At 29.3% G+C, this 13,304-nt stretch carries 13 protein-coding genes; 6 read left to right on the top strand and 7 right to left on the bottom strand.

Translation table 11 applies throughout. The features are described from left to right. Positions 1–45: 45 nt before the first annotated feature. From H0I29_RS05785 to H0I29_RS05770, 4 genes are all read right to left on the bottom strand, one after another. On the bottom strand, positions 46–402 hold the full coding sequence (locus H0I29_RS05785; protein ID WP_218731900.1) for a cupredoxin domain-containing protein: 357 nt from the start codon (positions 400–402) through the stop codon (positions 46–48). A 42-nt stretch (positions 403–444) separates the two neighbouring features. Next, the gene (locus tag H0I29_RS05780) at positions 445–993 is read right to left on the bottom strand and encodes a carboxymuconolactone decarboxylase family protein (RefSeq protein ID WP_218731899.1); all 549 of its coding nucleotides are present in this window, start codon (positions 991–993) and stop codon (positions 445–447) included. A gap of 278 nt (positions 994–1,271) precedes the next feature. Then, the gene (gene trxA, locus H0I29_RS05775) at positions 1,272–1,586 is read right to left on the bottom strand and encodes a thioredoxin (protein ID WP_218754731.1); all 315 of its coding nucleotides are present in this window, start codon (positions 1,584–1,586) and stop codon (positions 1,272–1,274) included. Positions 1,587–2,060: 474 nt separating this feature from the next. Continuing rightward, entirely contained in the window at positions 2,061–2,900 is an 840-nt protein-coding gene (locus H0I29_RS05770) for a helix-turn-helix domain-containing protein (protein WP_218731897.1), read from the bottom strand. Between the two features lie 160 nt (positions 2,901–3,060). Here H0I29_RS05770 and H0I29_RS05765 point away from each other — a divergent pair, with 160 nt between their 5' ends. From H0I29_RS05765 to H0I29_RS05755, 3 genes are all read left to right on the top strand, one after another. Continuing rightward, positions 3,061–4,530 carry a hypothetical protein gene (locus tag H0I29_RS05765; RefSeq protein WP_218731896.1) on the top strand — a complete coding sequence of 490 codons (1,470 nt, stop codon included), beginning with the start codon at positions 3,061–3,063 and terminating at the stop codon, positions 4,528–4,530. Positions 4,531–4,849: 319 nt separating this feature from the next. After that, positions 4,850–5,512, top strand: coding sequence for a 3,4-dihydroxy-2-butanone-4-phosphate synthase (gene ribB / locus H0I29_RS05760; protein ID WP_218754730.1), 663 nt, complete (start codon positions 4,850–4,852; stop codon positions 5,510–5,512). Further along, the gene (locus H0I29_RS05755; RefSeq protein ID WP_218731894.1) at positions 5,513–6,088 is read left to right on the top strand and encodes a Crp/Fnr family transcriptional regulator; all 576 of its coding nucleotides are present in this window, start codon (positions 5,513–5,515) and stop codon (positions 6,086–6,088) included. It begins immediately after the preceding gene. Positions 6,089–6,687: 599 nt separating this feature from the next. Here H0I29_RS05755 and H0I29_RS05750 read toward each other — a convergent pair. After that, a complete protein-coding gene (locus H0I29_RS05750) occupies positions 6,688–7,674 on the bottom strand; it encodes a YafY family protein (protein WP_218754729.1) in 987 nt (328 codons plus the stop codon). Between the two features lie 125 nt (positions 7,675–7,799). Between H0I29_RS05750 and H0I29_RS05745 the strand changes: the two genes are divergently transcribed. Continuing rightward, complete coding sequence (locus H0I29_RS05745; RefSeq protein WP_218754728.1) at positions 7,800–9,002, top strand: flippase; 1,203 nt, start codon at positions 7,800–7,802, stop codon at positions 9,000–9,002. 79 nt (positions 9,003–9,081) lie between these two features. Here H0I29_RS05745 and brnQ read toward each other — a convergent pair whose 3' ends face one another. Next, positions 9,082–10,353: a branched-chain amino acid transport system II carrier protein gene (gene brnQ, locus H0I29_RS05740; RefSeq protein ID WP_218754727.1), complete on the bottom strand. Its 1,272-nt coding sequence runs from the start codon at positions 10,351–10,353 to the stop codon at positions 9,082–9,084. Position 10,354: 1 nt separating this feature from the next. After that, positions 10,355–11,905, bottom strand: a complete 1,551-nt coding sequence (locus H0I29_RS05735; protein WP_218754726.1) for a serine hydrolase — start codon at positions 11,903–11,905, stop codon at positions 10,355–10,357. Positions 11,906–11,997: 92 nt separating this feature from the next. On the opposite strand from H0I29_RS05735, the gene H0I29_RS05730 reads away from it, so the two are divergent. Both H0I29_RS05730 and H0I29_RS05725 read left to right on the top strand, forming a co-directional pair. Further along, complete coding sequence (locus H0I29_RS05730) at positions 11,998–12,783, top strand: alpha/beta fold hydrolase (RefSeq protein ID WP_218754725.1); 786 nt, start codon at positions 11,998–12,000, stop codon at positions 12,781–12,783. Between the two features lie 53 nt (positions 12,784–12,836). After that, complete coding sequence (locus H0I29_RS05725) at positions 12,837–13,277, top strand: YHS domain-containing (seleno)protein (RefSeq protein ID WP_218731888.1); 441 nt, start codon at positions 12,837–12,839, stop codon at positions 13,275–13,277. Positions 13,278–13,304: the final 27 nt, after the last annotated feature.

Raw genomic sequence — 13,304 nt, 5'->3', positions numbered from 1 at the left:
AAGGCGAGCATTTCTGCTCGCCAATCACTACTTGAATTAAGAAAATTATTCTACGATTAAAGTATATTGTGGTGTTGGGTTTAAAGGACAGAAATAAACATATTCACCTTTTTTAAGCGTTACTTCTTTAGAGCTTTCTTTGGTGTTGTTTTTTACTTGTGCAGTAACATACGCGTTTTTTATGTGTGCTTTTACATCTGCTTTAGGTGCTAAAACAAAACCAACATTATGACCTACATTGTTGTTTGCTACTTCAAAAACATAAGTTCCTTCAGATAATGTAAGTTGTTTCTGAGTAAACTCACCCTTGGTTTGTTCTAAAGAAACTGTTTTTACATCTTGTGCATTTGTATTAAATGCGAAACCTAAAATGATTACTAAAATTGCGATTACTTTTTTCATGATTGTTGTGTATTACTAATTATTATTAAAATTGATTATTTATTAAATTGTTGCTACTTCTAAAGTTTGTGCTACAGGAAAATCTACGGCAACATCTGTTGTTTTATGAAAGTAGTTGGTAATGGTAATTTCTCCTATTAAGATAATTGCATCTGCCAAGTTTCCTTTTGTATATCCTGCTGCGTATAAGTTTTCTATTGCTTCTGTTGTTGCAGCTCCTCTGTTTAGAGATACACTTCTAGAAAATTTTGCTAAAGCATCTAATTTTGCATCAAAGGAAGCTTCACCAGCTCTTAATTCTAAAATTTGAGGTTCTGTAAAACCATTCATTTTACCAATTGCTGTGTGTGCAGATAAACAATACACACATTCGTTTACTTGACTTACTGCTAAGTTGATTACTTCTTTTTCTTTGGCCGAAAAACTTGTTTTTCCTTGCCCTATTGCTAAAAAGTTACCTAATGCAGTTTCACTGTGTGCAAATGCTGCGTATAAATTTGGTACAAAACCCAATCCTTTTTCTAATTGGTTAAAAATTGCTTGGTTATTTTCTGATACTTCGTTTTTTGTTGGTACGTTAAATGTGCTCATAATTTTATTTTAAATTGTTTTATTATTAATATTTTGTTCTCCTTTTATATTATGCTTTGCATTCGCAAAGTTGTTGTGTTTGGTGTTGCTCGTCGTATGTTTGGTATCCCCAACAGTTTGGGCATTGTGCGTTTTCTATTGTTTTCATATTGTTGTTTTTTTAATTGTTACTGTTTGACTCTGCAAAGATGCAACCGATAATGACTTCAAAAATTGGACAAAAGTTCCTTTGCTTTGGACTCGTTAAAAAGTTGTCTATTTTTTGATGGTTGTAGTCCTTATTTTAAGTTGTCTATTTTACTTCTTAAACTACTTTCTGTAATTAAACCTGTATGTCTGTCAGCAGGTGCTCCGTCTTTAAAGAAGATTAATGTTGGTATATTTCTTACATTAAACTTAGCTGCTAATTCTGGGTATTCATCTACATTTACTTTTTTAATGGTAATGTTTTCCTGTAACTCGTCTGCTAATTTGTTGATGGTTGGTAATAATGTTTGACAAGGTCCACACCAGTCTGCGTAAAAATCTAATAATACATTACTGTTGTTTTCTATAACATTGTTAAAGTCTGTTTTTTCTAATTGAATTTCCATTTTTCCTTATTTTTAATTGCTGCTAAAGCAGGATTTATATCTTGTTGTTGTGTTGTTATTGTTACACACTGCAAAGATGCAACCGAGATAGAGGTTTAAAAATGGACAAAAGTTCCTACTGTTTGGACAAGGTAAAAAAGTTGGCAAAAATGCACGCGTGAAGGATAGAGCAAGTTGTTTGAGCTCTTTTAAAGTTTGATAAAACTTTAAAAAGCGAGTTGCGAAAGCCTGACCTGATAAGGGCACGCCCAAGAAAATTAAAAAATGTTGCGTGAAGCTAGAACATAAACCACAAGCTTGTCATTTAGACAATAGGAGAAACCTCATAACAGTGATAACACAACGTCAACCAAACTTTATGAGATTTCTCCCAAAATTTCGAAATGACAAAACTGAAAGAAAAAAACTAAATGAACCCTTTTAATCAGTCTTTAAGAGGGATTTTATAGTGAAGCTGAGGTGAAATATAAACAGTTAATATTCTTTTTTAAATTGAAGTGGAGATTTTTCGACACCCTTTGTAAAAAAGCGCGTAAAATAGGCAGGATCGTTAAAACCAAGCTCGAAAGCAATTTCTTTTACTGTTTTATCGGTGTAAATAAGTTGACGTTTTGCTTCTAATAAAATGCGGTTTTTAATAAAGTCTGAAGGCGTTTTTGCACCCAGTTTTTGAAAGTGTTTGCTAATAGATTTTGGCGAAAGTCCTAATCTGTTTGCATAGTCTGTTACAGTATGCATGGTTTTAAAATTCTGCTCTACCAATAAGCTAAAATCTTTAAAAAGACGAGTTTCGGTGTCTTCTTTAATAACGTGGTTTTCCTTTTTTACACGAACAGAAGAAATGATAAATTGCTTTAAATAAGATTGCAACATATCGTACTGTGCGGTTTCGTTTTGCTGAAACTCTTCGATTAAACTCTCTAAAATAAAGTTGAGTTTTTGGGTGTCTTTTTTACAAGGTTTTACAAATGGAGTTTCATAAATGTTGTTGAACAGAATTCCGTTACACGCCACTTCTGTATCGTGGGTTTGTATGCAGTAAAAGTCTCTTACAAAGGTAAGTTTGTAGGCGGTTTTTATTTGTTCGGAATCTACGGTAAATACTTGTCCGGGTGATAAAAAGAACAACACATTGTCGTTAAACGTATAGCTTTCAAAATCGATATTGTAGGTTCCACTTCCTTCTTGAATCCAATAAATAGAATAGGCGTTTTGTTGCACAGAATGATCTATGGTACACGCTTTTTCGAATTGAACTGTACTTACAGAAAAGGTTTCTTTAAAGGAATATTTTACAATGTCTTGAACTGCCATATTTTATTGTTGTGGTTTGTTGGTCGTGTATTTAGTTGAAATCTTGCAATGAAGTTAGTTTGCTTTTAAATTTAATTTAAGCTACATTTAACTAACGTTGAATATAGGTTATTAAAACGATATGTATTCAGAGTAACATTAAATACAAGCATAAAAAAAAATGGACTATAGACCAATAAGAAATAAATTAAAAACTTTTACGCTTGAATCCATCACTACAGAAATCTTAAAACAATTACGCAAAACTGAAATCAATAAGAATTATCGTATTCCAATTTGGCACTTATTTTTATTATTAAAATGGAATTATGAATTTTATCCTAAAAAGCATAAAGCTAAAGTTGCTGATGGAAACGATTTAATAAAACTGATGAAGCAATTGGAAGCTCTTGAGATGTCAAATGATTTATTTAACTTGAGTAAATCATTAAATTTTCAAAAACCTTTGATAATGATGGCTCATCAACAATTCACTTATCAAAATCAAGTGCATTGGGATACTTTCACTCGACAATTAATCCTATTCCATGAGTTGAAGAACAAATATGATATAAGTAAATCCTTTAAAAATTTGACAAAAATTGATTTGAATATTTTTATTAATATTTCATTTGTAATTTGGATGTTTACTTTTAATAATTTGGAATCAGGATTCAATGGGAAAATAAATTTTTTGATTGGAGGGAATTTCTCTAGTGAAGATTATGATATCTTAATTAAAGTATTTAATGAGACTGATGTTAAAAACTACTTAAATCTTTTATGCTTCTCAGAAGATAAAATTGATGATATTTTAGAAAAAGACAAAGGGATAATAAAAAATTATAATTTACAAACTTTTGAGCAATCTGTTTTTACTAGAAAACCATTTCTTGATTTTCAAAATAGTTATATTGTTCCTCATAAAAATTTATTAAAACATAATTTTACTCATTTTATTTACGAATATTTAAAAAGTAATGATGATAAATTCACAACGGAATTTGGAGCTAGAATGGAAAAGTATGTAAAATTAGGATTGGATGAGGCAAACTTTAAGTATAGAACAGAAAAGGAGTTAGAAAAAATATTAGGTTTGAAGAATAACTTAGTTGATTTTGTTATTGATAATAATATCCTTTTAGAAGTTAAAGCTATCGAAATAAAACCTTATGCTCGTGCTAATCCTGATGATAAAATATTAGCAAATGAGTTTAGAAAAAATTTGGTTAAAGCCTATGCTAAACAGATGGTTAATGTAGCAGCTAAACTAAGTGAGTCTGAAATTTATTATGGTATTATTATTACATATAAAAAACTATTTTTAGGAAACTCAGAAGACATATGGGAGCAATTTCTTAAGGATGAAACTTTAAAAATTAGAAAAGAGGAAGAGCTTAAAATTATACCTTACGAGAATTTATTCTTTATAGATATTGTGAGTTGGGATATGTTAGTTCAAATTGTAAAAAACAATAAATTCAGTTTAATTGAAATTCTTGAAAAAATTAAAATAACTGATTTAAATCCTAAAACAAAAAAATTCAGTTTTTCTTTACATCTAGAGAGTAATTTTGATTTGATGAATTTTAATTTAAAATATTTATTAGATTCATATAAAAATATGGAATTAAAAAATATAGGTATGTAATAGCTTGTGTAAAGAAAAAGCTAGATTTATAATGAAAAATAAAAGTATAGTTATGCTTTTAATATCTATTTCTTCTTCAAATTCAACCCAACAAAGCAGGCAATACCCAACCTAAACTATGTCCTGTAAAAGGAATAATACTTTTAATTCCGGTTAAGTTAGTGAAAAGAGCAACAAAAAGTAAAATTCCACAACGTGAATATTAGCTTCTTTTGTTATCATTATTTAGATTAAAATAAATGAATTTATTGACTTACATCAAATAGTTTTACTTGAGACAGCCTTAATTTTACAGTCGAAAAAATAAATAGATTTTAAGATGGTACTTACAGAATTAGATACATTACAAAGGTTTGGTAAAGACAGTAAAGAACGGTTAGAAAAAGCATTATTACACCTTAAAAATGGAAATGGAATTATCTTAATGGATGATGAAGATAGAGAAAATGAAGGTGATCTGGTATTCTCTGCGCATCACATGACAAATAATCAAATGGCATTGATGATTAGAAAATGTAGTGGTATTGTTTGTCTTTGTTTGCCGAATGAAAAAGCAGATACATTAGGGTTACCTTATATGGTAAAAGAAAATACAAGTAGCTACCAAACACCTTTTACAATTTCAATTGAGGCAAGAAAAGGCGTTACTACAGGAGTTTCTGCTAAAGATAGATTAACTACAATAAAAGCTGCGAGTAAAGAAAATGCGAATAGCAACGATTTAGCAAAACCTGGTCATATTTTTCCTTTAAGAGCCAAAGATAATGGGGTTTTGGATAGAAAAGGTCATACAGAAGGAAGCGTAGATTTAATGAAATTAGCAGGTTTAAAACCAGAAGCAGTACTGTGTGAATTAATGAATGACGACGGAACAATGGCAAAAATTGACACGATTTCAGAATTTGCAATTGAACACAATTTGATGGTGTTAACAATACAAGATATTATTCATTATCGTAAATTTGTAAGAGACTACAAATAGATGATAAATAATATTGAACTGATTAACTTCATAAAAAAGAATATACATATTGATGATGAAGATTTAAAAATCGTGTTATCTTATTTTAAAATAATTAAAAAAAAGAAAAATGACATTTTACTTTCAAATGGTAAAAATAGTCAGGCTAGTTATTTCGTGAAAAAAGGGTGTTTAAGATTATTTTACATCAATGAAGAGGGGAAAGATGTAACGCGTTATATTGCTTTTGAAAATCAGTTTGCGACAGAATTGGTTAGTTTTATAACCAAAGAACCTGCGCAAGAAACCATTCAGGTTATTGAAAATAGTGAACTTCTATACATCACGCACGATGATTTTAGACATCTTATGACTATTGTTCCTAAATGGAAAGATTTTTATAGTATCTATTTAGAAAAGGCATATGTAAATAATTCTAAGAGATTGATCTCATTTACGACACTAGATGCATCAGAGCGATACAAGCAATTATTCAAGATAAATCCAAACATTGTTAAGCGTTTACCAAACAAAATTGTAGCTTCTTACATCAATATATCACAAGAAACGTTGAGTAGGATAAAATCTAAAATTTGATTATAAAACACGATCAAAACATGAATTTATGATGTCTTACATTGGCATATTTTGTTTTGTGATTAGTTGACTTTAAAAAGTGGACAACAATTAATGTCAGCAAATTGTTATAAAAACTCTCTTAAAATAAAAAGGGGTAAATGAATACATCATTTCCCCTTTTACAATTCATAGCAATTTTTAATTTCCCTTTTCAAAAGACTTAACTATAATAACAATAATATACTATGTAAAAAAAATAATTTTAAATAAAGAATACGCGATACTTTTGCGTATTCTTTATTCTAATAAAATTTATATCCCCCAATATAAATTTCATAATTATTTTTATTTTAAATAACTCTATCTTCTAAAAAACCAGTATTTAAATACCTTTAACTCTCATAAAAGTAACATGTACTTTTCCTTTTTCATTCATTGGATTAGAAAACATAGTACTAATTGAAACAGACAAAGCATAACCAATATATTCGCTTTTCACATTCACAGAATGTTTAAATTTTAACGATTGGCGTATGTAGATTTCAATCTTCAAAAATAGAATTGTCAAAGAGACAAACAAAGTCTATTTGAGGGAAGTTAAAAAATTCTAAAAAAAATTACTTGTAGTATTTTACAATAGATTGTAAGTGTTCTTTAAAATTATCTACCACAGATTTTGGTGAAATAATTTTAATCCATTGGTTAAACTTTAGCATCTCCATGATAAACTCGTAATTTGGTTTGAGTTGAACTTCAATCGTTCCCCAAATATCAGGATCAGCGTAATCTAACGCCTCTGAATTCCATTTTACAGGTTCAACCACAAGACGTTGACTAGCATGTATTGGTTTGCTTATCAGATATTTTAAATGATGATTGGCTACTTGTAATGTGATTTTCTCTGCTTTTGTTTCATCATTTAAAATACCAACTGCATCTTTAAAATAAGTATTATGATCAAAAGGAATTGCTTCTAACATTTTTCTTTTAAAGATTCTAATTTCCTGTAAACGTTTATCTAAACAAAATGACGTAATTTTAGCATCTATAGGGCAATACGCAAGCAAATACCAAGCTTTATCTTTTTCTTTTAAATGTAAAGGTTGGAAGGCTTTTTTACTAATTTCTTCAAAACAATTATCATCATACCAACCTTTGTAACTTATATGAATTACATACTTGTTTTCTATGGCATTAATTAGCCCTAACAAATCTAACTTACTATTTAATGAAGATTTTTCTGTAGTTACACAAGAATTATTTTCAGATGCTTTTTTACTTATTAATAAGTGCTCGCATCTATTAAAAATATCTGTAATTTCTTCGGATACATAACCGCTTTTAACAAAATAGCCATAGCCTCTTTTTAATGAAATATGAACGCCAAACTCATTTTTAATAAATTGGAAATCTCTATGAACCGTTTTTGGACTGTTAGAATTTAATTTACTTAAAAATTCATTTTCAATAAATTCTGATTGTTTATCCTGTAGTTTTTGTTGAAGTTCTTTATGCGTTACATATAAATCATTATCCACACCAAAAGCTTTTGGATTTGTAATAATTTTTAGGATATAGTAGCGTCTTAGAAATTCTGGAGACATTTTAATAATTTAGGCTACAAGATTACAAAAAAAGTTTAATCTTTATACATTCAATTCTATATTAGATACCTGTGCTTTTTAGTAAACAAGATTTTCTTAATACAAAGTGGTTTATTGGCGAAAAATTGATTCAGTTACTTGTTGGTATCTTTATTATTCCTAAAATTTTTAATTCACTTGGTGTTTTAAATATTGGCAAACTTAAGTTTGCTGAAACATTTATTGCTTTTTTTGCACCTGTATTATTTTTAGGATTATCTGCAATTTGTATTCGAGAGATCATTTTTAATCCGAAAAAAACAAAAGAAATTTTAGTAACTGCGTTCTACTTGCGCCTTTTTAGCTGGATTTTATTTTTCCTTGGACTTTTAATTTACAATTACTTTTATAATAGTAACGAACTATTTTGGCTCTACTTTTTAATTGGTTTTAGCTATTTTATAAGGATTACAGATGTTTTTGAATATTATTTTTATGCTATTAAAAAAACGAATTATATTTTTATAAGTAAAATTTCAAGCTTATTTTGTATTGTTTTATTACAATATTATGGAGTTGAACATCAACTTGGAATTCAATATTTTGCATCACTTTTAATTATTGATTTCTTATTGCAAGGAATTATTTACGGCTTTATTTTTATTACTAAAACCTCTATCAAACTTAAAAATAAATATTTTTCTATATCGATGGCAAAATATTTATTAAAAAACTCTTATCCTTTAATACTTTCAAATTTATTAGTATCTCTCTACATTTCTATTGATGATTTTATTTTAAAATACTATTTTGGAGATGCTGCAATAGGTCTTTTTGCTACCATTGATTTTTTAGTTATAGCTCTTACCTGGAGTATTGGTTTTTCAATAATTAATGCATTATATCCTTCTTTGGCAGAATCTTATAAAACGGATATCAATATATATCAGAAAAAAATAAGCGCTTTGTATAAATACATGTTATTATTAGGAGTTCTAATAGGATTATTTTACACATTTTTTGGAACCTCTATTTTAAGTACTTTTTTTAATGAAAGTTATGTTTCTATCGCTACGCCGCTAAAAATATTTAGTTGGTCGCCAATATTCATTTTCCTGGGAATGGTTTTTGAAAAACACCTCATCAATAGTAATCAACTTAAAAAAAATGTATACCGATTTATTGTAGGCTGTTTTATAAATTTAACTTTAGGCCTTCTTTTAATTCCTACTTACAAAATAATGGGAGCCGCAATTTCTATGCTTTTTAGCCATTTTATTACCAATTTAGGATTTATAATTTTTGATGGTAAAAATAGAAACCATTTAAAATTTATTTTTCTTAAATAAAATTAAAACAAATCATAGTTTACTGAAAATAAACAATCTAGCTAGTCTTCTAATAAATCAAAGCCGTTTCCAACAAGTATTAATTTGTTTTATTTGTAATTAAATTCAACAAAACAAAAACTACCAAAGCAGGCAACACCCAACCCAAACTGTGTTCTGCAAGCGGAATAAAACTTTTAATGCCGGTTAAGTTTTCTCTAGGAATGATAAAACCTAAGAAATCTGGAATACTAAAGATAAAAGTTACAATTACAACACCTCTAAAAACCAATTTAGAAGCATATTTTTCTGGTACCACATTTAGTAAAATGAGCATAATGGTTATTGGGTAGACAAACATTAACGCAGGCACGGCAACATCAATAATAAAACCAACATTGTAGCTTCCAACAATAATTCCAACAATGGAAGCAATTGCAGCCGTAATAACATATGCCGTTTTAGAATTGTTGCAAATTCCTTTTATATAATCTGCAGTTCCGGTAACAATACCAACTGCTGTTGTAAAACAAGCTAAAGCAACCAATACACTTAAAAAAGTAGTACCTAAATTACCTAAGGTTTTAGTACTTAAACCAGATAAAATTTCAATTCTTGTAGCATTTTCTGTAAACGTAGCACTGAATAAAGATCCGCTTAAAATTAAACCTCCGTAAATTAATAACAAACCAATCCCAGATATATACCCCGCTTTTCTAATTAATGTTCTTTTCTCTAAAAAAGTTGTGTGATTGCTGTAATCTAAAGAAATAATAATTACGGCTCCAACCACAACACCTGCAATGGCATCAAAAGTTTGATATCCTTCTAAAATTCCGTCTACAAAAGGGTTTTTAAAGGATGATGGATTTACGGTTCCTGGAGAAGTAAAAAAGGCAATCGAAATAATGACCAATAAAATTATTACAATAATTGGCGTTAAGAATTTACCAATTAAACTAATTATTTTAGAGCGATTTACCGCAAAAATAAATACTAAAACAAAGTAAATAATACTGGTTAAAATAGGTGGTGAATCAAAAAAAGGTTGAATTGCCATTTCATGAGTAACCGCAGCAGTTCTAGGTGACGGAATTGCCGCGGCTATAATGTATATTAAAAAACAAAAAATAGTACTAAAAACAGGTGATACTTTCTTACCAAAATCGTACAAAGTTCCTTGTAGCCTTGCGTGCGCAAAAATAGCAAAAATAGGAATAATGATGGCTGTTAAGATAAAACCTAAAACAACAATCCACCAATCTGATCCAGATTTAACACCTAAAGTTGGTGGTAAAATTAAATTTCCAGCCCCAAAAAAGAGTGAAAATAATGCAAAACCTGCAATCCAAATATCTCTTGTTTTGTTCAATTTAGTTTACTTTTTTAAAGTTTAAATGATTAAAGTCGAAACTAAAATCTGTAATTGGTGCAATAAATTTCATGGTTGCTCCTGTGGTATTTCCTTTTTCATCAAAAGAAAATTGTACAAAAACATCTGCATCATAACTTCTATTGTTCCATTTTGCAACGTAGGTTGTTTGGTTGTATGGCAATAATTCTCCAAATAAAGTAGCAGAGCGTTCACATTTTATACTGTAAGAATTTCCATCATTAGAAATGGTCATATTACCAAACCAAGCATCATTATAAGTACCTACAATTTGTGAAGGTCTTGGCAAGCTTTTATCTGCTTTCGCTACTGCAACTTTATTATAAACACTTGCTTTTATACTGTCGTTGTATTTTAAATACTTGGTATTATTAGTTCCTAGTTTTTCGATCCAGTTTCTATTTTCATAACCTAAATAAGTGTCTTTTACCGTATTTGTAATGGTGTTAAAAGCACTTCCGTTCATTTGGTTTGTTAATACGATAATTGCCAAATCTAAATCTGGTATCATAGTAAACTGAGTAACGGTACCCAATAAACCACCAGTATGATACACTTGTTTGTGTCCGCCTTTAACATCGGTTACAAACCAACCCAAACCGTAGCCTCTAAAGTTAGAATTATAAGAATCATCTTTAGTAACTTTTAAAGGAGTTTGTAATTGCCAAAGTTCATGAAATTGAGTTTCACTTAGCAAGCGCTCTCCGTTTTTGGTAACAGCATCATTCATTAAAAAATTTGCCCAAGTTAACATGTCGTTTACGTTACTCATAATTCCACCAGCTGGGTTTGCAGTATCGCTCCAATCATGCGGAATTTGAATTACTTTTTCTTCTGTTCTTGTGTGTGCATCAATAATATTTGTTCTGTTAGTAACTCTATTGTAAGATGCTTTACTGTTGTTCATGCCAACGGGTTTCATTATCTTAGTTTCAATAAACTCTTCCCAAGTAAGTCCGCTAACACGTTTTAAAACCTCTCCTGCAACAATAAACATATTGTTGTTATATTTAAAATCGGTTCTAAATTTACTCGATGGTTTTAAATATTTTACATTTTTAATGATGTCCTCTGTGGTAAAATTATTGTTTTCAGGAAAAAACATTAAATCTCCAGAGCCTAAATCTAAACCACTTCTGTGTGTAACTAAATCTCGAACTGTAATATTTTGACTAATCCAAGCATCGTACATTTCAAATTCCGGAATGTGTTTACGTACTTTATCATCCCAATTTAATTTCCCAGCATCTACCATCATTGCCAAAGCAAAACAAGTAAATCCCTTACTATTAGACGCAATACCAACCAAGGTGTTTTCATTCATGTCTTTTTTGTTGGTTAAAGAACGAACTCCGTGACCTTTTGCGTAGACTATTTTTCCATCTTTTAAAATTCCGACAGAAATACCAGGAACCTCAAAAGTTTTTAAGGTTTCTTCTATTAAATTATCGAGTTTTTTCTCGTTAATTTGTGCGTTTAAGGTTAATGAAATAAGAAAAAGAGAGAGTAGTATTGCTTTTTTAAGAAACATATAATAAAGTTGTTGAATTTACTCCAAATATAGTAAATAGTTTTACGATGTTTTAGATTTCTAAAAACGAATCAAACACTATATTTGTTTCTATGATTTTAGTCTACAAAAACGCTAATATTTTTTATACAGATCAAGGGAAAGGATCTGTTGTTGTTTTCATACATGGTTTTTTAGAGAATTCCACTATGTGGGATAAAATTGTACCTGAACTCACTAAAAGAAACAGAATAATTACCATTGATTTATTAGGGCATGGGAAGTCTGATTGTTTGGGTTATGTACATTCTATGGAGTTGTTTTCAGAGACTATAGAAGCTGTTTTAAAACACTTAAAAATCAGAAAATTTATTTTGGTTGGCCATTCTCTTGGAGGCTATATTTCTTTGGTTATTTCCAAAATGAATCCTTCTAAAATAAAGGGCTTGTGCTTATTAAACTCAACTTCTGAAAAAGATTCTGAAGAACGGATTAAAATAAGAACAAGAGCAAATAAAATGGTGCAGAATAATTTTGAAATCATGGTAAGAATGTCGATTTCAAATTTATTTAATCAAGAAAATTTATTGAAATTTAAAGAAGAAATAGAAGTGGTAAAAAAAGAAGCTATGCAGACTTCTTTACAGGGTTATGTTGCTGCGAATGAGGGAATGAAAAATCGCTTAAATACCAATGCTGTTTTAGCTGAAAATAATTTTAAAAAATTGATAATTGTTGGTGAGAAAGATCTTGTTTTAGATTTAGAAACTTCTATAGTGGAGGCTAAAAAGACAGATACCGAACTTATTATTTTTCCTGACGGACATATGAGTCATATTGAAAATACTCCAGAACTAATTATTACTTTAAAAAAATTCATAAAAGCCTGTATATCTTAATTTTTATTTGTAATTTCTCAAAAATTTCAGCGACTATGTAGAAAATACAATCGATGAAACACATAATTACACTTTTAGTTCTTATAATTTCCACTTCACTATATGCTCAAGATTACAATACCAAAAAAGGTTTTGTTGCAGAGGGGTATGATGTGGTTTCTTATTTTAACAACACCGCAGTAAAAGGAGATAAAAGATTTGTTGCAGATTACGATGGTGTGCAATTTAAGTTTTCATCAAAAGAGAATTTAGAAATTTTTAATACATCACCTAAAAAATACGTTCCTGCTTATGGAGGATATTGTGCATATGCAATTGGAGCAAAAGGAGAGAAGGTTTCTATAGATCCGGAAACATTTGAGATTAGAGATGGAAAATTATATCTATTCTACAATTCTTGGGGAATAAATACGTTAGAGTTATGGAAGGAAGAAGGTGCTGAAGATTTAAAAATAAAAGCAGACAAAAACTGGTTGAAAATTAATAAAAAATGATGATTGAAAGCAATGTCGGGGGATTTT

It is taken from the genome of Polaribacter sp. R2A056_3_33, assembly GCF_019278485.1.
Taxonomy (GTDB): Bacteria; Bacteroidota; Bacteroidia; order Flavobacteriales; family Flavobacteriaceae; genus Polaribacter.
Note: the sequence above shows the minus strand (reverse complement) of the source record. Positions and strands in the feature narration are given on the sequence as shown.

Excerpts from the sequence above, each read along its gene's own strand:
- H0I29_RS05755 (WP_218731894.1), top strand. The coding sequence starts at position 5,513 with ATGATAAATAATATTGAACTGATTAACTTCATAAAAAAGAATATACAT.
- H0I29_RS05735 (WP_218754726.1), bottom strand. The coding sequence starts at position 11,905 with ATGTTTCTTAAAAAAGCAATACTACTCTCTCTTTTTCTTATTTCATTA.
- H0I29_RS05780 (WP_218731899.1), bottom strand. The coding sequence starts at position 993 with ATGAGCACATTTAACGTACCAACAAAAAACGAAGTATCAGAAAATAAC.
- H0I29_RS05750 (WP_218754729.1), bottom strand. The coding sequence starts at position 7,674 with ATGTCTCCAGAATTTCTAAGACGCTACTATATCCTAAAAATTATTACA.
- H0I29_RS05770 (WP_218731897.1), bottom strand. The coding sequence starts at position 2,900 with ATGGCAGTTCAAGACATTGTAAAATATTCCTTTAAAGAAACCTTTTCT.
- H0I29_RS05785 (WP_218731900.1), bottom strand. The coding sequence starts at position 402 with ATGAAAAAAGTAATCGCAATTTTAGTAATCATTTTAGGTTTCGCATTT.
- H0I29_RS05725 (WP_218731888.1), top strand. The coding sequence starts at position 12,837 with ATGAAACACATAATTACACTTTTAGTTCTTATAATTTCCACTTCACTA.
- H0I29_RS05730 (WP_218754725.1), top strand. The coding sequence starts at position 11,998 with ATGATTTTAGTCTACAAAAACGCTAATATTTTTTATACAGATCAAGGG.
- trxA (WP_218754731.1), bottom strand. The coding sequence starts at position 1,586 with ATGGAAATTCAATTAGAAAAAACAGACTTTAACAATGTTATAGAAAAC.
- H0I29_RS05765 (WP_218731896.1), top strand. The coding sequence starts at position 3,061 with ATGGACTATAGACCAATAAGAAATAAATTAAAAACTTTTACGCTTGAA.
- ribB (WP_218754730.1), top strand. The coding sequence starts at position 4,850 with ATGGTACTTACAGAATTAGATACATTACAAAGGTTTGGTAAAGACAGT.